The sequence below is a fragment of the Collinsella aerofaciens genome (assembly GCF_015548375.1).
Classification (GTDB): Bacteria; Actinomycetota; Coriobacteriia; order Coriobacteriales; family Coriobacteriaceae; genus Collinsella; species Collinsella aerofaciens_AB.
In genome coordinates, this window is record NZ_JADMWW010000014.1 from 21,005 (window position 1) to 40,363 (window position 19,359).

Genomic DNA, 19,359 nt, shown 5'->3' on the forward strand with positions numbered 1-19,359 from the left:
GCCCGGCGCAGGCTATTCGTTTTTTAAAAGGAGCGGTATGTCCCAGCAACGCAAATTCTTCCCCGGCTGGCTCGTGGTGACCTCCGGCTTTGTGATCATGGCCACGTGCTACACGATTTTCGTCAACTGCATGAGCCTGTTCCAGCCGCTGATCGTCAGCGACCTGGGTATTTCCCTTGCGCAGTACAACGTCTCCAATGCCATCTCCACCGTGGTGAGTGTCGTGGGTTCGCTCGTTATCGGCCATGTTGCCGATAAGGTGAGTGGCCGCGTATTGGGCTCGCTTACCGTTATCGCTACCTCGGCGGTGCTTGCCGGCATGAGCTTTGTCGGTGAGCTGTGGCAGGTCTACGTGCTCTTTGCCGTTTCGGGCTGCTTCGCTGTGGCCTCGACCCGTCTGCTCATTAGCCTTGTGACCGCCAACTGGTTTACCGCTAAACGCGGCCTTGCCATTTCCATCGCACTTTCGGGCTCGGGCTTTGGCGGAGCCATTCTCTCGCCGATCGTGAGCTCTCTTATCGTGAGTGTGGGCTGGCGCTCTGCGTTCCTGGTACTCGCTGCCGTCTGCATGGTGGCGGCACTGCCCATCACGGCTTACTCCTTCCGCACCAAGCCTTCCGAGATCGGCCTTAAGCCGCTCGGCGAGAACCCGGGCGATCCGTCCGTCTCGACGGCTGGCGATAAGGACGAGCACACGGCGCCCGAGGTTAGCGTCGGCTGGTCTCGTATCAAGAAGAGCCCGGCGTTTTGGCTGCTCGTCGTCGCCTTCCTCTTTATGGGTCTCGTTAACGGCGCCATCTTGCCCAACCAGGTCACCAACATGACGAGTGTTACCGTCAACGGCGCCAAGATCGTCACGGGCGGCCACGATCCCATGTGGGCAGGTACCGTGCTTTCGGCCTACATGGTCACCGTCGTTATCGCCAAGATTTCGCTCGGTGCGATCTATGACCGCTTTGGTCTGCGCTTTGGCAATATCCTTGGCTCCATTGCGTGCATTATCGCCTGCGTCGCCCTGTGCTTCCCCGCGACCGATCTTGGTTCCATCGTGGCTGCCGTGAGCTTTGGTATCGGAACGTGCATGGGCACCATCACGCCTACCATCGCCGCGTCCGAGCAGTTTGGCATGGCCGACCTCGGTAAGGTCACGGGCACCATTACCTCGCTCGAGATGGTCGGCGGCACCGTGGGCGCCATTGTCTCGGGCGTGCTGTTCGATGCCACGGGCTCCTTTGCGAGCACCTGGATCGTGTGCCTGGCGTGCTCCGTGGTCATGCTCGTGTTCCTGCTGGCATCCGAGCCCATCGCCGCCAAGCTGCGCGCGAGCGTGGCGGGGGAGTAGGTAGGCCAAAGCGCATCGCCGCTTGTCCGCTTCGTCCGCGGCGGCGCGTCTGGCCGAACGAGTCCCCATACCCTCGTTCGGTCAGGCGCGCCGCCGCGTTGCTGCTTTGTGCCGTATAATGTCCACTACCTATGACGCGATACAAAAGAAAGGTGTTTGCCCATGCAGGCACAGAAGGCGGAGGGAACCCGCGACCTTATCGGCGCCGAGATGCGCGCCTGGCAAAAGATGCAGCAGATTGCGGCCGGCGTGTTCGAGCCGTTTGGTTTTAAACCCATCGAGACGCCCGCGATCGAGCAGGTTGACGTGTTTGTCCACGGTATCGGCCAGTCGACCGACGTCGTGCGCAAGGAAATGTTCCGCGTGTTCAGCGGTGCCAACCTGGAGCGCGTCTTTACCGAGGGCACCGACACCAAACTCAAGCCCAAGCAGCGCCTGGCACTTCGCCCCGAGGGCACGGCCGGCGTGGTGCGCGCCGTCGTCGAGAACAATCTGGTGCCCCAGGGCTCCACGCCGTTTAAGGCTTACTACGCCGAGGCCATGTTCCGCGGCGAGCGTCCCCAGAAGGGCCGCCTGCGCCAGTTCCACCAGGTGGGCATCGAGTGGCTCGGCGCTCCCGATCCGGCGGCAGACGCCGAGTGCATCATCATGCTCATGGAGTTCTACAAGCGCCTGGGCTTCGATCTTTCCAAGCTTCGTCTGCTCATCAACTCGATGGGTGACGCCCAGTGCCGTCCGGCTTATCGCGAGCAGGTTAAGCAGTTCATCCTCGATCACGCCGACGAGATGTGCGATGAGTGCCGCGAGCGCGCCGAGCTCAACCCGCTGCGTGCCTTCGACTGCAAGAACGACCACTGCCGCGAGATCATGGCCGAGGCTCCGCTGATGGGTGACAACCTGTGCGATGAGTGCCGCGAGCACTACGAGCAGGTCAAGCGCTATCTGGATGCCGCCGGTATCGAGTATGTCGAGGATCCCACCTTGGTGCGCGGCCTGGACTACTACACCCGTACTGTCTTTGAGGTCGAGGCCCCTGGCGCCGGCGTCGGCTCCATCGGCGGCGGCGGCCGCTACGATGGCCTGGTCGAGCTCGAGGGTGGCAAGCCCACGGCGGGCGTCGGCTTTGCTGTCGGTTTTGAGCGCGCCCTGCTGGCCCTGCAGGCCTTTGGCAGCGATTTGGGTGCCGATGAGGCCCCGTGCGTCTATGTCGCCAACGCCGGCAAGGAGCTGCGTCAGAACGTCTTTGCCATTACGCAGGAGCTTCGCGCCGCAGGTATCGTGACCGAGGCCGACTATCAGGGTCGTTCGCTCAAGGCCCAGTTTAAGCAAGCCGATAAGGTAGGCGCCAAGCTCATCTTGGTCCTGGGTGGCGACGAGCTTGCCGCCGGCAAGGTCAAAGTGCGCGACATGCAGAGCCATGACGAGGTGCTCGCCGATCTGGACAACGTCGTCGAGGCGGTTCGCGAGCGCCTGTAGCGCATCTTTTTGAGCTTCGGGCCTGCTAACGTGCCCTGCTCATGGAGAGCGATTGTTACGGGGGTGTTTCGCTTTTATGCGGAATGCCCCCGTTTACGTATGCCGCCCACCGAGAAATACGACCATTTAGGGCAAAAACCTTTGCAATGCAGAAAATACTTTTGTGTGGTAAAGCGCAATCAGTGTCGAAAGTATTTCTCAAGCGCCTATAATGAATACCGCATGTTACGTGCATAGAAGGAGGAATGGGAGGAAACGTGGCTGAGAACCTAAGCAACCAGTCTGTACCCGAAGCCGCGGCGCGCGTCGCTGCCGTGGTCAACCGCCTCGTTAACCGAATCGGCTCGAATGCCGAGTCCAGGGAGCGTCTCGCCGAGATCGAGATCCCCGAGGAGCTGCGCGACAATCTGGCGCTGTTCTTGCGCCTGGAGCGCCGTGTGCTTAGCGAGTATGATCCCGAGATCGCGGACCTGTTCGACAAGATTTTGACAGCCGAGATTGTGGTCAATGCCGGCAACCCCGGTACCTGCGCTGCCGACGAAGCCGTCGACGAGCAGGGCGTGCCCACCGCCGACGAGCCCACTGCCGTGGCATTTCGTGAGGTCGTCGATTTGATCGACAGCCTGCCGCTCGATAAGCAGCAGGTCATCGTTCGCGCCTTTACGAGCTTTTTCCATCTGGCAAACCTGTCGGAGGAGAACTACCGTGTGGCGCAGCTGCGCGAGCGCGAGGCCGGTGCGTCGACCGATACCGAGGTCGATCCTGCCAACGAGCTTACCGTTGCCTATCACCAGCTGGTGAATGAGCTGGGTGTCGAGGGTGCCAACGAGCTGCTCGACAAGCTCGAGTTCCACCCTGTCTTTACCGCACATCCCACCGAGGCCCGTCGTAAGGCCGTCGAGGGCAAGATCCGCCGTATCTCCAACCTGCTGGAGGAGCGTCCGCGTCTGGGCGGCTCCGACCTGGTGGAGAACGAGCGCCATATGCTGCAGGAGATCGACGCCCTGGTGCGTACGAGTCCCATCGCGCTCAAGAAGCCCACGCCGGTCGAGGAAGCCGATACCATCATCGACATCTTCGATAACACGCTGTTCGACGTTATCCCCGTTATCTATCGTCGTTTTGACGATTGGGTGCTGGGCGACAAGGCCGGTACTGTGCCGCCGCTGTGCCCGGCGTTCTTCCATCCCGGCAGCTGGATCGGTTCCGACCGCGACGGTAACCCCAACGTCACCGCCAAGGTGAGCCGTGAGGTCGCCGCCAAGTACTTTACGCACATGGTGCTCAAGCTCGAGGACAAGTGCCGCCACATCGGCCGCAACCTCACGCTCGAGGCTACCTACAGCAAGCCGTCGGCCGAGCTCATTAACCTGTGGAACCATCAGGTCGAGATGAGCCCTCGTTACACGGCCCGCGCCGAGCTGATCTCCGAGCACGAGCCGCATCGCGCCGTCATGCTCGTCATGGCCGACCGCCTGAACGCCACCGTCCGTCGTATCACCGACACCATGTACCACAGCGCCGACGAGTTCCTGGATGACCTGCGCGTCGTCCAGCGTTCGCTGGCCGCCTGCGGTGCCGTCCGTGCTGCCTACGGCCCGGTCCAAACCATCATCTGGCAGGTCGAGTCCTTCGGCTTCCATATGGTCGAGATGGAGTTCCGTCAGCACTCCGTGGTGCATGCCCGCGCCCTTAAGGATATCCACGAGAACGGTATCCATGGCGACCTGCAGCCCATGACGCGCGAGGTCATCGATACCTTCCGCGCTATCGGCTCCATCCAAAAGCGCTACGGCAAGAAGATGGCGCACCGCTACATCATCTCGTTTACCAAGAGCGCTCAGCATGTGGCCGACGTCTTTGAGCTGGCGCACCTGTCCTTTGCACACGAGGAGGATGTCCCCGAGCTCGACGTGATCCCGTTGTTCGAGCAGCTCGAGGACCTCGAGGGCTGCGTCGACGTGCTCGATCAGATGCTTACGCTGCCCGTGGTGCAAAAGCGCCTTGCCCAGACCAACCGCCGCATGGAGGTCATGCTGGGCTATTCCGACTCTTCCAAGGATGCCGGTCCTACCACGGCCATGCTCGCGCTGCACTCCGCGCAGGAGCGCATCGCCAAGTGGGCAGAGAAGAACGATATCGACCTGGTGCTCATGCACGGTCGCGGCGGTGCCGTGGGCCGTGGCGGCGGCCCGGCCAACAAGGCCGTGCTGGCGCAGCCCAAGGGTTCGGTCAACTGCTTCTTTAAGCTTACCGAGCAGGGCGAAGTCATCTTTGCCCGTTACGGCAACCGCACGCTGGCTCAGCGCCATGTTGAGTCCGTTGCCGCCGCAACGCTTTTGCAGTCGGCCCCGAGTGTCGAGAAGACCAACACCGAGACCACGCAGAAGTTCTGGGATATGGCCGAGAAGCTCAACACTGCAAGCCACGAACGCTATCTGGACCTGCTGAACACCGAGGACTTTACACCGTGGTTCTCGACCGTGACGCCGCTGACCGAGGTCGGTCTGCTGCCGATCGGCTCGCGTCCCGCCAAGCGCGGTCTGGGCGCCAAGTCGCTCGATGACCTGCGTACCATCCCGTGGATCTTCAGCTGGAGCCAGGCGCGCATTAACCTGGCCGCTTGGTACGGTCTGGGCACCGCCTGCGAGCAGCTTGGCGATCTTGACCAGCTCAAGGCTGCCTACCAGGAGTGGCCGTTCTTCCGCACCTTTATCGACAACATCGAGATGTCGATTGCTAAGACCGATCAGCGCATCGCCAAGATGTATCTGCATCTGGGCGACCGCCAGGATCTATCCGAGAAGGTCTTCACCGAGATGCAGCTCACTCGTAAGTGGGTCCTTGCCATCGTCGGTGACGAGTGGCCGCTGCAGCGCCGCCGTGTGCTTGGCTGTGCCGTTCGCGTGCGCAACCCCTACGTCGACGCCCTGTCCATCGCCCAGGTCCGCGCCCTTCGCGAGGTGCGTATGAACCAGGACGAGATGGCCGAGGAGAAGAAGGCCGAGTACATGAGCCTGATTCTTTCGACTGTGACCGGCGTCTCGGCAGGATTGCAGAACACGGGGTAATCGATAGCCCTGTGGCTCTCACCGGGACCCGATGGGTTTTTCTCTGAATGCGTCCTCGCACTTGAAGCCCCCTTATCCTGCTCCTTCGGAGCTGTGGATAGGGGGGCTTCGTGCTGCGGAATGCATTCAGAGGGAAACCCATCGGGCCCCTTCGTCCTCGGTCTTCTGGGATTAAAGCTGAAGGGAATAAGGCGCGCTTCGCGCATAGCGTGGAGTGCGGCGAGGGCTTCTTGCGTCCTGCGGAGTGTGCCTAAAAGTAAACTAATGGCGGGCCCTGCGATGTCCGGTCTTCGGCGGATCAGCCGCTGGGTGAGGGTGGTGCTTGGGGCGACGTGCAAAAAACGGAGTTTTCAGCAGCCAAAGATTGATGCATAAGGCCATAGCCGGCTTTCGCTGCCTTTGTTGATGCTTTTGCACGACGATTGGGCTTTGGCGACGATCATATATGGCTGGTTTCTCGCCGCATGCTATCCAGATGGGTCGAGTCATGAGGACTATCTACCTTTTGAAAGATTTTTGGCACCAAAATCTTATCCCGCGATGCTGAATACTCGCAAAAATGCACGCTCCGGAGGGTACTACCCAGTTATGGCCAGAAATCCATGCGCCATCTTATGCAATTAATTAACGAATTTATGCAAAATGGCTTACGTGCGTACGTCTCGGACTAGATGTTTGCCTCGGCGCTGCGTAAATCATCCTGTCTATAGTGTCTTTGACAGGCGGCCGCGGTCCCGTTTGGGATCACGGCCGTTTTGTTGTGGGTCAAATATGAACGTTGTGTTAATGAGTCGGTGGACGGTGGAGTTTTTCGGTGAGCGGCGTATCCTTCCAACGGTTAATCTAGTGTGTCAGTTGAAAGGAAGAGGGCGCTCGACATTGTTTGAATGTGAACTGCCGTTTGACCACAAGACGTTGCATTTGGAGCTCGAGGATAAGAACTTCGCGGGTGTGATGGAAGGTCACCAAAACGAGTTTAAGACCACAAAATCGCAGGAAGAGCTGGTAGAGGAGTCGCTTGCCAACCCTTATGGCTCGCCTTCGCTCGAGGAGCTTTGCGCTGGCAAGAAGGATATTGTCATTATTAGCTCCGACCATACGCGCCCCGTTCCCTCGCGTGTGACGATGCCTATTCTGCTGCATCACATCCATTCCGCTGCGCCCGAGGCTCGCGTGCGTATTTTGGTTGCTACGGGTATGCATCGTCCGTCGACGCACGAGGAGCTCGTCAACAAGTACGGCGAGGAAATTGTTGCCAACGAGGAAATCGTTATGCACGTCGCGACTGACGACAGCATGATGAAAAAGATCGGCACCCTGCCTTCTGGTGGCGAGTGCATCATCAATAAGATTGCCGTCGATTGCGATCTGCTGCTTGCCGAGGGCTTTATTGAGCCGCACTTCTTTGCTGGTTTCTCCGGCAGCCGCAAGTCCGTCCTGCCTGGCATCGCCAGCTACAAGACCATCATGTACAACCACAACGGCCAGTTTGTGAACGATTCCCATTCGCGTGCCGGCAACCTGTGCCATAACCACGTGAGCGAGGACATGTTTGCCGCTGCCGAGATGGCTCACCTTGCCTTTGTGCTGAACGTGGTGCTCAACGGCAAGCACGAGGTCATTGGCTCCTTCGCCGGCGACATCCACAAGGCACACGAGGCTGGCTGCGAGTTCGTAAAGAGCCTTGCCGGCGTTGAGCCCGTCGAGTGCGAGATTGCCATCACCACCAACGGCGGCTACCCGCTCGACCAGAACATCTACCAGGCCGTGAAGGGCATGTGCTCTGCCGAGGCCACGCTTCCCGAGGGCGGTGTGATTATCGACGTTGCCGGTTGTGCCGACGGTCACGGTGGCGAGGGCTTCTATCACAACATCGCCGACAACGATCCGGCAGAGTTTGAGCGTGCCTGCATCGATCGTCCCAAGGACGAGACCCTGCCCGATCAGTGGACGAGCCAGATTTTCGCCCGCATCCTGGCACATCACCCTGTGATCATGGTTACCGACCTGTGCGATCACCAGATGATTAAGGATATGCACATGACGCCGGTCAACACCCTCGAGGAGGCGCTCAAGCTCGCCTTTGAGATGAAAGGTGCCGATGCCAAGGTGGCCGTCATTCCCGATGGCCTGGGCGTTGTCGTCGCTCAGCACTAGCGCGCGGCCTAAACGAATCGTTTATAACCGACAAGAAAGATAAGGTTTTATGCTTACCAAACTCCTCTGCGAATTCGGCGCAACGGCCCTCATGATCATCTTTGGCGTGGGCGTACACTGCGATACCGTGCTTAAGGGCACCAAGTATCAGGGCTCCGGCCACATGTTTGCCATCACCACCTGGTCTTTTGGCATCTCGGTCGCTCTGTTTATCTTTGGCGGCGCCGTGTGCATGAACCCCGCCATGGTGCTTGCCCAGTGCATCGTAGGCCTGGTGCCGTGGAGCAGCTGCATTCCCTTCATGATTGCCGATATGCTCGGCGGCTTTGCGGGCGCCGTGATCGCGTGGTTGATGTATGCCGATGAGTTCAAGGCTTCCGATGGCGTCGTCGACCCCATTGCCCAGCGCAACATCTTCTCGACCAACCCCACCACCGAGGGTACGAACTACGCCCGTAACTTCTTCTGCGAGGCTATCTGCACCTTTGTGTTCATCAGCGCCATCCTCGCTGCCGCTAACCGCGCCGGCGAGAACGTTCTGATGCTCGCCATCTGCGTCGGCCTGATCGTTTGGGCCGTTGGCATGGGCATGGGCGGCATCACCGGCTTCGCCATGAACCAGGCTCGTGACCTTGGTCCTCGCATGGCCTATCAGGTGCTGCCGATCAAGAACAAGGCTGACAACAACTGGAAGTACGGCCTGCTCGTTCCTGGCATCGCTCCGTTTGTCGGCGCTGCTCTGGCTGCGCTGTTTGTGCATGGTTTCTTGGGCATGTTCTAGTCTGAGGCTACATAGGTTGTCCGCCGTCCGCATGGGGTAACTTCCCAGCGCGTCCTCGGACATGAAAGAACCCCCGCTGCGCACTTCGTGCGGCGGGGGTTCTTTCGTCCTGCGGAGTGCGCTGGGAAGTTACCCCATGCGGACGGCTGCGGGGTCTTTGCTGCGCTCGAGCAAGCAACCCAACATATATATCAGAATTTGGATGGGAGGGGCTTGTTGCTGGTGGGGGCGTTGAGGCGCGAGTGACACTTTGGGGTGCGCGGAGCCCTGGGTTGGGTCGATGATTTGGGATGAGCTTCTTACTTAGGTGAAGAGGGGCTTTATGGCTGAGAGGTAGTCTTTGGCTACGTCGGCTTTATCTGCTTGGAAATTGTGCCAGGCCCACCATTGGACCATTCCTACAAAGCTTGAGGCTATGTGGTGTAGTAGGAAGCTTCGGTCCATGGTGCCGGCGGGGCCTGAGGGGTCGACGGGCACGGTTTCGGCTGCTCGTGACATGATGGTCTTGCGTAAGCAGTCGGCGAAGACGCGTGAGCCGGCGCCGGCTACCAGTGCCCGTACACCCTGCCGACGATTCCAGAGGTTGTTGAGGATATGCTCGACCTGTACGAGTGGGTCATCGAGGGGCGTACCGTCATCGTCGAGGGCATGGGTGCAGATATCGCGCACGAGCTCAGCGAGCAGGTCATCTTTGCTCTTGAAGAGCCCGTAGAACGTGGCCCGACCTACGTGGGCACGAGCGATGATGTCGCCGACGGTGATCTTGCCGTAGTCTTTCTCGCACAGGAGCTCGGAGAACGCCGTAACGATGGCAGCGCGGCTTTTTGCCTTGCGGGCATCCATGGCTATGCGTCCGCGTGAACGAGCAGGCAGCGGAGCGTACCGGAGCAACCTTCGTAGGGGCGTTTGCCGGCGCCGTAGCCGACGGCTTCGATGCGGTAGCGTGAGGGCAGTTGGTCGGACGTGCGCAGCGCGGTGACGATGGCGGCGCCCGTCGGCGTCACGAGCTCGCCGGCGACCGGTGCAGGCGTGAGGGCGATATTGCCCGCCTGGCACAGGTTGACGACAGCGGGGACGGGAATGGGCATGAGGCCGTGGGCACAGTGGATGGTGCCGTGACCCTCGGAGAGCGACTCGACCACGATGTCCTCAATACCAAGGTCGTCGAGGCAGATGGCGACAGAGCAGACGTCGACGATGGAGTCGACGGCGCCCACCTCGTGAAACAGGACGGTGTCGGGCGTTTTGCCGTGAGCCTTTGCCTCGGCATCAGCGAGTACGGAAAAAATGGCGAGGGCACGACGCTTGGCACCATCGCTTAGCCGTGAGCCATCGATGATGGCGGTGACATCCGCCAAAGAACGGTGGTGATGGTGGTGGGCGTGATGGTGACCCTCATGGTCATGCTCGTGGCAGTGCTCGTGTTCGTGCTCATCATGGTCATGATGGTGGTGCTCATGCTCGTGCGTGTGCTCGGCAGCTGCTTCGTTGCCGTAGAGCCAGGCCATATCGTGATCGTGGTTCTCGAGCTCCTCTGCAAGCTGGACGTCGAAATCGCAGGCGTCGATGCCATGCTTGTTTGCACGCGTGACGGCGATCGAAAAGCCGTCGACCGGCAGCGTGGCGAGCTGTTCGCGCAGGTGTTCCTCGCTGGCGCCCAGGTCGAGCAGGGCCGCGACGGTCATATCGCCGCTGATGCCCGAGGTGCCGTCGATGATAAGCGTATGCTGATGGTTGGACATGGAATGCTCCTTAACGGGCGCGGGGTGTGCCGGCGCTCAGATGGTTGATAAGACTTGCCTGGTAGGCGGCACCAAAGCCGTTGTCGATATTGACGACCGAAACGCCGCTGGCGCAGGAGTTGAGCATGGCGAGTAGCGCGGCTACACCACCAAAGCTCGCGCCGTAACCCACGCTGGTGGGAACGGCGATGACCGGACAGCTCACCAGGCCGCCGACAACGCTCGCCAGTGCGCCCTCCATGCCGGCAATGGCGATGACCACCTGTGCCTGGGCAAGCTCCTCGGCATGCGCGAGCAGACGGTGCAGGCCGGCGACACCCACGTCGTAGAGGCGGTCGACCTCGTTGCCATAGAACTCGGCCGTCAATGCGGCTTCCTCGGCGACGGGCAGGTCGCTCGTGCCGGCGCAGGCGACGACGATGCGTCCGTTGCCGGTAGGGGAGGGCTTGCCTCCCACGAGGGCGAGCTGTGCGTCCGGGACATATCCCAGGTCGATGCCGTTGTCGAGGAGCTCCGAGGTGCGGTCTGCCTTTTCGGCGTCCAGGCGCGTGACCAGGATGCGCTCCTGGCCGGCATCGTGTAGCGCTTCGATAATGGCGGCAATCTGCTCGGCGGTTTTACCGGCGCCGTAGACGACCTCGCCGGCTCCCTGGCGCACTCCGCGCGAAAGATCGAGCTGCGCAAAGCCCAGATCGGCGGTTGGCGCCGTCTGGATGCGCGTAAGCGCGTCGGCAGGGGCGACTGATCCGCCGGCAACATCGCTCAGCAGCTGCTCAAGATCTCGCTTATCCATATATGTTCCCTTCGACGGCGCAAAGTCTAGCACTCAAAAGGTATTTTTCCGAACACTAAGACAAAATTGTTCGGAAACTATAGGACAGACTGATTCAATTGTTGGGCGAACTTGCTAGTCGCGCAGGATGATGTCCATGGCGAGCATCAGGTTGCGCTCGTCGATGGCAAACGGGGCGGCTTCGCGCGTCTTGGGCTTGGCGCAAAACGCGATGCCCGTACCCGCGGCCTGAATCATGGGGATGTCGTTGGCGCCGTCGCCGATCGCGACGGTGTGGGCCATGTCGACACCGCACTCAACTGCCCAATCCAGCAGCTGGATGAGCTTGGATTCCTTGGTCACAATGTTTGCCGCCAGCTTGCCGGTGAGCTTGCCGTCCACGACCTCCAGGCGGTTAGCGAGGCAAAAGTCGATGCCCGCGGCGGCCACGATCTTGTCGGCGACCTCGTGAAAGCCGCCGCTTACCACGCCAACCTTCCAGCCCTTGCTGTGTGCCGAGCGCACAAGCTCCAGCGCGCCGGGGGTAAATGTCACGCGCTCAAAGGTGCGCTCGAATACGCTCTCGTCCAGGTCGGCGAGCAGCCCCACGCGCTCCTCGAGCGCCTGCTTAAAGTCGAGCTCGCCGCGCATGGCGCGTTCGGTGATCTGTGCAACTTGCTCGCCCACGCCGGCCTCCTCGCCCAACAGGTCGATGACTTCTTGGTTGATGAGCGTGGAATCGATATCCATAACGAGGAGGCGTGCGGTCATGACGGGCCTTTCCGAGTGCGGTTGTATTGGGGCACATTGTCGCACGCGGCGCGCCTTGGCGACGGCCAGGCCGCGTCAATTGTTTCGTCTCCGTCAAGTCTTTGGGCAAGAGCTACTTTTTCGCGGCACATCGACGCGGGTGCGATAAGATAGAACGCCATGTCTGGCTGCGCGGTTTACGCAGGCTGGGCAAATCTGTACGACGCCGCCCGGAACGACACGGGGCGGCACAGATCCATAAAGGAGGATCACTGGTATGAGCCAGACCCGTCCCATCGATGAGCATTCCATGCACACCCGTACCTGCGGCGAGCTTCGCTTCGAGAACGTGGGCGAAGAGGTCACCCTCACCGGTTGGGTGAGCCGTCGCCGCGACCACGGCGGCCTTATCTTCTGCGACCTTCGCGACCGCGAGGGCATCACGCAGCTCACCTTCGACCCCGAGCACTCCGACGGCGACGCCTTTAAGATTGCCGAGACCATGCGTCCCGAGTGGCCCATCAAGATCCACGGCGTCGTGCGCGCTCGTGGCGAGGAGACCACCAACACCAAGCTCGCGACCGGCGAGATCGAGGTCCTGACCGACCACGCCGAGGTGCTTAACACGTCCGTCACTCCGCCGTTCCAGATCGAGGACGGCATCGAGACGAGCGAGGACACCCGTCTGCGCTATCGCTATCTGGACCTCCGTCGTCCCGAGATGATGGCCAACCTCAAGCTGCGCTCCGACTTCACCTTTGCCATTCGCGAGGCGCTGCACAACCGTGAGTTCATGGAGGTCGAGACGCCCTCCCTGTTTAAGTCCACGCCCGAGGGCGCTCGCGACTTCATCGTTCCCAGCCGTATTCAGCCGGGTAACTTCTACGCCCTGCCGCAGTCCCCGCAGCTCCTGAAGCAGCTGCTCATGGTCGGTGGCGTCGAGCGCTACTACCAGGTTGCCAAGTGCTTCCGCGACGAGGACCTGCGTGCCGACCGTCAGCCCGAGTTCACCCAGGTCGATATCGAGATGTCCTTCGTGGACCAGAACGATGTCATGAGCGCGCTCGAAGAAGTTCTGTCCGATGCCTTCGGCCGCATGGGTGTCGAGATGCCCACGCCGCTGCGTCGCATGAACTACTGGGAGGCCATGGACACCTATGGCTCCGACAAGCCCGATACCCGCTATGGCATGCACCTGGTCGACCTGACCGACATCTTTGCCAACTCCAAGTTCAAGGTCTTTGCGACCGCCGCAAACGAGGAGGGTTCTGTCGTCAAGGCCATCAACGCCAAGGGCGCTGGTGCCTGGGCACGTGCCAAGATCGATAAGCTTGCCGGCGTGGCCTCCACGTTTGGCGCCAAGGGCTTGGCCTGGATTGCCTTCCGCGAGGACGGCTCCATCAACAGCCCCATCGTCAAGTTCTTCTCGGACGAGGAGATGGCTGCCCTGCGCGAGCGCATGGACGTCGAGCCCGGCGACCTTGTGATGTTCGCCGCCGGTCCGCGCCTGCTCTCTGACGAGATCCTGGGCGGCATGCGTTCCCACATGGCCAACGCACTCGAGATCAAGCGTGAGGGCCACGACTTCCTGTGGGTCGTCAACTTCCCGCTGTTCCACTGGGATGAGGACCGCAAGGCCTACGCTGCCGAGCATCAGCCCTTCACGCTGCCGACCGAGACCGACATCGCCAAGATCGAGGCCGACCCGCTGGCGGCCGGTTCTTGCACCTACGACTTTGTCATGGACGGCTTTGAGGCCGGCGGTGGCGGTATGCGTATCCACAACGCCGAGATGCAGATGTCCATGCTCAAGCTCCTGGGCTTTACCGAGGAGCGCGCCGAGTCGCAGTTCGGCTTCCTCATGGAGGCCCTCAAGTTTGGTGCGCCCCCGATGGGCGGTTTCGCTCTGGGCCTGGACCGCGTGTGCATGCTGCTCACCGGTTCCGACTCCATCCGCGACGTCATGGCGTTCCCCAAGACGGCCAGCGGCTCCGACCTCATGTCGGGCGCCCCGAGTGCCGTTAGTGGCGCCCAGCTCAAGGACGTCAGCCTGCGCCTGATGTAGGCGAGTGGCTACATATTGCCCGCAACGAGGGAAGGACGCGTGCCTTCCCTCGTTTTTTTTATGTCGTGACGTCATGGTTTGGAGGCTTGCCGTCGTGCGCCGGGAAACTACAACCCGGAATCTGCGTCCAGAAGGGGTCGCGCTTTCCCAAAGGGGGTCCTCTGGGAAAGCGCGACCCAGTATTCGGCAAAATAATGGGGCACAGTTTCCGGTTGAGCTGTCTAACGGAAACTGTGCCCCAGAATGAGCGCTCAAACGGGACAGGCTTTCCGCAACAACTGTTTGGCGGAAAGCCTGCCCCAGTTTCTTATAGCGAGTCTCTCTGAACGAGCTGCATGTGCATGACGGTGGTGGTGGGCTCGGCACCCTTGATCATGTCGAGCGCAATGTTGGCGGCCATGTGTCCTTCTTCGCGCAGGGGCTGGCGGACGGTCGTGAGCGCGGGGACGCAGCGCGCCGCAATCTCGTGATCGTCGAAGCCGACGACAGAAACGTCCGCAGGAACGGATAGGCCTGCCTCGTTGAGTGCGGTGATGACGCCAGCCGCGATACGGTCCGATCCGCAGAGCACGCCATCGAAAGCAATCTCGCGCGCGAGGATCTGGTGCATGGCCTGATAGCCGTCTCCGCTGTTCCAGCCGGTATAGATAACGTTTGCGTCTGGGAGGTCTTCGCCCAAGACGGCGCGGTAGCCGCGCAGGCGGTCGACAACAGCGGGGTTGTCTTGCGGTCCCAACACGGCGACGATATCTTTGCGCCCGCGATCCTTCATGGCGAGTGCCGCAAAATGTCCGCCCTCTTCGTCGTCAGAGTAGACCGTCGAGAACACATCGCGATAGGGGTGGCCCTCGAGCTGGCCGCACAACACGGTGGGTACGCCCAGCTCGCGCAGCACCTCGAGCAGCTCGCTGCCTTTGTAGGGAGAGACGTCGATCACGGCGTCGAACGAGCGGCGCTCAAAGTGCTCGCGTGCGCGGTTGCGCTCATGCGTAGAAGACGCCTGCAAGATAACGGGCAGATAGGACGACTCCGACAGTTCCTCGGTAATGCCGCTCAAAAACTCGCTATAGGTGGGGTCGCTGAAGAGTTCACTCAGAGGCTCGGTCACGAGCACGGCGATGATTTCCGTGCGCCCGACAGCGAGCGCTCGGCCACGAGCGTTGGGGACAAAATTGACTTCCTTGGCCGCCGCGCGGACGCGCTTTTTGGTTTCCTCGCTAATGCGGGGCGAATCGTTGAGGGCGCGCGATGCCGTGGAGCGCGACACGCCGGCAGCTGCGGCAACCTCGGCAAGCGTAGGTGCGGTGCGAACTGGTTGTGTCATGGCGTCTCCTGGAAAATGCGGTCGATGTTGTCACTGATACGGGCTAGTGCGGATACAGCTTACTATAGTGCGCCTGAACAGCGTTCATGATATCCGGTGACCGGTGTCGTTTTGCAACCAAGCCGAAATCGAATACGTCTCGTGTGGGTGAGATATCAGCGGGCGTGGAGGTTGCCTACGAGCTTAAGAACGATGTCTTGTGCTGAGTTTCGATACTCAGGGTGACATAAGTGTTGCGATTGTACAACCGGTTGCACAGTTAACCCGGCCAAATCGACCGTTCAGCGGACAACCGGTTGCACAGTTTTTTGCATCGCCCGTAAGATAAGGACAACCGGTTGCACAAGAATCACTACGATGATGAAGGAGCATCACCATGGACGCCATTAACGATTGGGAAAACCAAGCGCTCACCCACAGGAACCGCCTGGCACCCCATGCGTACTTTATGGGTTACGAGACCGCCGATCTCGCTGCAACGTACAGCCGCGAGCTGTCGCGCGGGTTTGTCCAGCTGTCCGGCTCGTGGCAGTTCCGCCTCTTTGAGGGCCCCGCTGCCGTCTCCAACGAGGAACTCTCCACGTACAAGCCCGAGTGGGATCACGTGGAGGTTCCGCACCTGTGGCAGGTGGACGGCTATGGCAACCTTGCCTACACCGACGAGGGTTTCCCGTTCCCGGTTGATCAGCCGTTCGTTCCCTCCGACGACCCCACGGGCGTCTACCAGCGCATCGTCAACCTTCCCGCCGTTCCTGCTGGCGCTCGCGAGATCATTCGCTTCGACGGCATCGAGAGCTATGGCGAGCTGTACGTCAACGGTCAGTATATCGGCATGACCAAGGGTTCGCGCCTGTCTGCCGAGTTCGACGTGACCGACGCGCTTGTCGAGGGCGACAACCTGTTTGCGGTCAAGGTCCTGCAGTACAGCGATGGCAGCTATATCGAGGACCAGGATATGTGGTGGGCCTCGGGCATCTTCCGCGATGTGTACCTTATGCAGCGTCCCGCCGCGCACCTGGTCGACTTTAGGTTCCGCACGCACCGCGAGGGCGATACCGCTCTGATTACGCTCGATACGGTTGCCGAGGGCTCTTCCCGCGTTGTGTTTACGCTCAGCGATGGCGAGAACGTGGTGGCTGCGGGCGAGTGCGTCGACGGCCATGCCGAGTGCGGCGTGACCGATGCCCACTTCTGGAATCCCGAGGACCCCTTCCTCTACGACCTTACGTTTGAGGTCTACGACGGTGACGAGGTCAGCGAGTACGTTCCGCATCGCCAGGGTCTTGCCGAGGTGACGGTTGAGGGCAATCATATCTACCTCAACGGCACCTACTTTAAGATGCATGGCGTCAACCGCCACGATCACGACGATCACAAGGGCCGCGCCGTGGGCCTCGATCGCATGCGCCACGACCTGGAGCTCATGAAGCAGCACAACATCAACGCGGTGCGCACCTCTCACTATGCCAATGACCCGCGCTTCTACGAGCTGTGCGATGAGTATGGCATCATGCTGGTCGCCGAGACCGACATGGAGAGCCACGGTTTCGAGAATATCGGCAATATCGCCCTGGTCACCGACGACCCGGCATGGGAGCCGGCCTACGTCGACCGCATTGAGCGCCTGGTGATGCAGGAGCGTAACCACGCCTGCATCATTATGTGGTCGATGGGCAACGAGAGCGGCTATGGCTGCAACATCCGCGCGATGTACGCCAAGGCTCACGAGCTCGACGGTCGTCCGGTCCATTACGAGGAGGACCGCAACGCCGATACCGTCGACGTCATTTCCACGATGTATTCCCGTGTGTCGCAGATGAACGACTTTGGCGAGCATCCGTTCCCCAAGCCGCGCATTAACTGCGAGTACGGTCACTCCATGGGCAATGGCCCCGGAGGCCTGTCCGAGTACCAGGAGGTCTTCGATCGCTGGGATTGCATCCAAGGCCAGTTTATCTGGGAATGGTGCGACCACGGTTTGGCTGCTGTGACCGAGGACGGCGTTGCCTACGATATGTACGGTGGCGACAACGGCGATTACCCCAACAACAGCAACTTCTGCATCGATGGCATGGTGTTCCCTTGGCAGCAGCCGAGCCCGGGCCTCACTGAGTATGGTCAGGTCATCTGCCCGGTTCGCATGGCTTATGACGCCGAGGCGGGCGAGCTGACTGTCACCAACAAGCGTTGGTTTACCACCCTCGAGGATGTTTGCCTGTCGGCCGAGACCCTGGTGGACGGCGACGTGGTCTGCCGCAAGACGCTCATGCCCGGTACGGTTGCCCCCGGCGAGTCCGTCCAGCTGCCACTGGTGATTCACGAGGCCGCGGTAGGCGAGACCCTGCTGACCGTGCGCGCCTACACCATGGCCGCTCACGTCTGGTGCGAGCCGATGTTCCAACTGGGCGCAAGCCAGTTTGCCATCGCCAACCATCCGGCGCCGGCCATCTCCGCCCCCGCTCGTCCTGAGCTTACGGTCGAGGAGACCGAGCAGGAGATCCGCATTCACTCCCTCAATGGCGAGCTGGCCTTCAGCAAAGTCAACGGTACCGTGAGCGAGTGGAAGGCATCCGGCCGCGACGTCATGGCCTCTGGTCCCCAGGTTGGTTTTTGGCATCCGCTCGTCGACAACCACGCTCAGGAGTATGACTCCCTGTGGAAGGACAACTTCATCGATGTGATGCAGACGTCTACCCGCAAGGTTTCTTGGAAGCAGGATGGCAATGCGGTCGTCGTTACCGTGAGCCAGCGCATCGCTCCTCCCGTTCGCGCGTTCGGCATGCGCGTCGAGCTTGTCTACACCGTGCTTCCGAGCGGTCGCGTCGACCTCAAGGTTTCCGGCGAGCCCTACGGCGATTACTCGGATATCATCCCGCGCATCGGCATCTCCTTCGAGGTCCCCGGTTGCGATCGTGCCGTCGAGTGGTATGGCCACGGCCCGGGCGAGAACTATCCGGACTCGCTGCGCGCCAACCCGGTCGGTCATTACCGCACTACGGTCGACGACATGTTCACGCCCTACGTTATGCCTCAGGACTGTGCCAACCGCGAGGGTACCCGCTGGGTTGCCCTGCGCTCTAGCCACGGTGACGGCGTGCTGGTGACGCGTCCGTCCGACGCCGCTTCCAACCCGTTCTCGTTCTCGGCATGGCCCTATAGCTGCGAGGCTATTGATAATGCCAAGCACGTCTACGACCTTGTCAAGGGCGACACGGTCACGGTCAACATCAACGACCAGCTGCTCGGCCTTGGCTCGAACTCTTGGGGTTCCGAGGTGCTCGATTCCTATCGCACCCGTTTTGAGAGCTTCAGTTTCGAGGTGTCCCTGCGACCGCTGACGTCTGCCGATCTGGCTCAGGCGCTGGCACCCATTAAGGAGGCATAAGTCATGCATGTCTTTAACTCACGTGCCGACTTCGATGCTCAGATGAAGTCCGTCAAGAAGTGGATGCGTACCGGACAGGCGCTCGATGGTGTTGCCGACCTGCAGCACGACGTGGCTTACTCCATCGGCGACTCGTTGGTGTATTGGTGGGTGAACGCCCACGAGGCCGCTACCGCCGATCTGGTCGGTCACCGTCGCTATCATGCCGTGCTCGCCCCGCTCGACGGCGACCTGACTGTCGAGGTGGCTTCTAAGGCCGATCTTACCTGTACGCGCGCCTACAGCGATATCGACGATCGTGAGCGCTTTGAGGGAGCGGGGGAGACCGTGACGATTCCTGCCGGCGGCGTTGCCGTCGTCGAGATCGACGAGGCCTACCGTGTCGTGGCTGATGCCGCGGATCCCCGCGTCGTGGTACTGCACGTGACGGTTGAAGGATATTCCTTCCCCAACAAGTAGTATTCGTCCGCCTGGACGTTTGCTTCGCGCCGTTA

The 19,359-nt window shown here is 60.9% G+C and carries 13 protein-coding genes; 8 read left to right on the top strand and 5 right to left on the bottom strand.

The features are described from left to right. Nucleotides 1-37 precede the first annotated feature (37 nt). The 5 genes from I1969_RS07030 to larD all read left to right on the top strand — a co-directional run bounded on the left by I1969_RS07030 (nucleotide 38) and on the right by larD (nucleotide 8,827). Entirely contained in the window at nucleotides 38-1,342 is a 1,305-nt protein-coding gene (locus I1969_RS07030; protein ID WP_195234151.1) for an MFS transporter, read from the top strand. Nucleotides 1,343-1,504: 162 nt separating this feature from the next. After that, nucleotides 1,505-2,818, top strand: coding sequence for a histidine--tRNA ligase (hisS, locus tag I1969_RS07035; RefSeq protein WP_117640032.1), 1,314 nt, complete (start codon nucleotides 1,505-1,507; stop codon nucleotides 2,816-2,818). Between the two features lie 245 nt (nucleotides 2,819-3,063). Then, nucleotides 3,064-5,889, top strand: coding sequence for a phosphoenolpyruvate carboxylase (locus I1969_RS07040; RefSeq protein ID WP_117745661.1), 2,826 nt, complete (start codon nucleotides 3,064-3,066; stop codon nucleotides 5,887-5,889). Nucleotides 5,890-6,768: 879 nt separating this feature from the next. Further along, the gene (larA, locus tag I1969_RS07045; RefSeq protein ID WP_195234153.1) at nucleotides 6,769-8,046 is read left to right on the top strand and encodes a nickel-dependent lactate racemase; all 1,278 of its coding nucleotides are present in this window, start codon (nucleotides 6,769-6,771) and stop codon (nucleotides 8,044-8,046) included. A 49-nt stretch (nucleotides 8,047-8,095) separates the two neighbouring features. Beyond that, nucleotides 8,096-8,827 carry a D/L-lactic acid transporter LarD gene (gene larD / locus I1969_RS07050; protein WP_195234155.1) on the top strand — a complete coding sequence of 244 codons (732 nt, stop codon included), beginning with the start codon at nucleotides 8,096-8,098 and terminating at the stop codon, nucleotides 8,825-8,827. Between the two features lie 303 nt (nucleotides 8,828-9,130). Here the strand turns inward: larD and I1969_RS07055 are convergent, their stop codons facing one another. From I1969_RS07055 to serB, 4 genes are all read right to left on the bottom strand, one after another. After that, nucleotides 9,131-9,670 carry a TetR/AcrR family transcriptional regulator gene (locus I1969_RS07055; protein ID WP_195234157.1) on the bottom strand — a complete coding sequence of 180 codons (540 nt, stop codon included), beginning with the start codon at nucleotides 9,668-9,670 and terminating at the stop codon, nucleotides 9,131-9,133. Nucleotides 9,671-9,672: 2 nt separating this feature from the next. Further along, nucleotides 9,673-10,569 carry a nickel pincer cofactor biosynthesis protein LarC gene (gene larC, locus I1969_RS07060; RefSeq protein WP_195234159.1) on the bottom strand — a complete coding sequence of 299 codons (897 nt, stop codon included), beginning with the start codon at nucleotides 10,567-10,569 and terminating at the stop codon, nucleotides 9,673-9,675. A 10-nt stretch (nucleotides 10,570-10,579) separates the two neighbouring features. Next, a complete protein-coding gene (larB, locus tag I1969_RS07065; RefSeq protein ID WP_195234164.1) occupies nucleotides 10,580-11,362 on the bottom strand; it encodes a nickel pincer cofactor biosynthesis protein LarB in 783 nt (260 codons plus the stop codon). A 114-nt stretch (nucleotides 11,363-11,476) separates the two neighbouring features. Continuing rightward, entirely contained in the window at nucleotides 11,477-12,112 is a 636-nt protein-coding gene (serB, locus tag I1969_RS07070; protein WP_195234165.1) for a phosphoserine phosphatase SerB, read from the bottom strand. A 256-nt stretch (nucleotides 12,113-12,368) separates the two neighbouring features. On the opposite strand from serB, the gene aspS reads away from it, so the two are divergent. Continuing rightward, nucleotides 12,369-14,156 (top strand): aspartate--tRNA ligase, encoded by a 1,788-nt coding sequence (gene aspS, locus I1969_RS07075; protein WP_161115468.1) that lies wholly within the window; start codon nucleotides 12,369-12,371, stop codon nucleotides 14,154-14,156. A 307-nt stretch (nucleotides 14,157-14,463) separates the two neighbouring features. On the opposite strand, the gene I1969_RS07080 is transcribed toward aspS, so the two are convergent. Then, entirely contained in the window at nucleotides 14,464-15,480 is a 1,017-nt protein-coding gene (locus tag I1969_RS07080) for a LacI family DNA-binding transcriptional regulator (protein WP_195234166.1), read from the bottom strand. 376 nt (nucleotides 15,481-15,856) lie between these two features. Between I1969_RS07080 and I1969_RS07085 the strand changes: the two genes are divergently transcribed. Next, a complete protein-coding gene (locus tag I1969_RS07085) occupies nucleotides 15,857-18,865 on the top strand; it encodes a glycoside hydrolase family 2 TIM barrel-domain containing protein (protein WP_195234167.1) in 3,009 nt (1,002 codons plus the stop codon). A gap of 3 nt (nucleotides 18,866-18,868) precedes the next feature. Then, nucleotides 18,869-19,324 (top strand): hypothetical protein, encoded by a 456-nt coding sequence (locus tag I1969_RS07090; RefSeq protein ID WP_195234168.1) that lies wholly within the window; start codon nucleotides 18,869-18,871, stop codon nucleotides 19,322-19,324. The last annotated feature ends 35 nt before the right edge of the window (nucleotides 19,325-19,359 follow it).

Excerpts from the sequence above, each read along its gene's own strand:
- I1969_RS07090 (WP_195234168.1), top strand. The coding sequence starts at position 18,869 with ATGCATGTCTTTAACTCACGTGCCGACTTCGATGCTCAGATGAAGTCC.
- larB (WP_195234164.1), bottom strand. The coding sequence starts at position 11,362 with ATGGATAAGCGAGATCTTGAGCAGCTGCTGAGCGATGTTGCCGGCGGA.
- larC (WP_195234159.1), bottom strand. The coding sequence starts at position 10,569 with ATGTCCAACCATCAGCATACGCTTATCATCGACGGCACCTCGGGCATC.
- I1969_RS07055 (WP_195234157.1), bottom strand. The coding sequence starts at position 9,670 with ATGGATGCCCGCAAGGCAAAAAGCCGCGCTGCCATCGTTACGGCGTTC.
- I1969_RS07030 (WP_195234151.1), top strand. The coding sequence starts at position 38 with ATGTCCCAGCAACGCAAATTCTTCCCCGGCTGGCTCGTGGTGACCTCC.
- larD (WP_195234155.1), top strand. The coding sequence starts at position 8,096 with ATGCTTACCAAACTCCTCTGCGAATTCGGCGCAACGGCCCTCATGATC.
- aspS (WP_161115468.1), top strand. The coding sequence starts at position 12,369 with ATGAGCCAGACCCGTCCCATCGATGAGCATTCCATGCACACCCGTACC.
- I1969_RS07040 (WP_117745661.1), top strand. The coding sequence starts at position 3,064 with ATGGGAGGAAACGTGGCTGAGAACCTAAGCAACCAGTCTGTACCCGAA.
- hisS (WP_117640032.1), top strand. The coding sequence starts at position 1,505 with ATGCAGGCACAGAAGGCGGAGGGAACCCGCGACCTTATCGGCGCCGAG.
- I1969_RS07085 (WP_195234167.1), top strand. The coding sequence starts at position 15,857 with ATGGACGCCATTAACGATTGGGAAAACCAAGCGCTCACCCACAGGAAC.
- I1969_RS07080 (WP_195234166.1), bottom strand. The coding sequence starts at position 15,480 with ATGACACAACCAGTTCGCACCGCACCTACGCTTGCCGAGGTTGCCGCA.
- serB (WP_195234165.1), bottom strand. The coding sequence starts at position 12,112 with ATGACCGCACGCCTCCTCGTTATGGATATCGATTCCACGCTCATCAAC.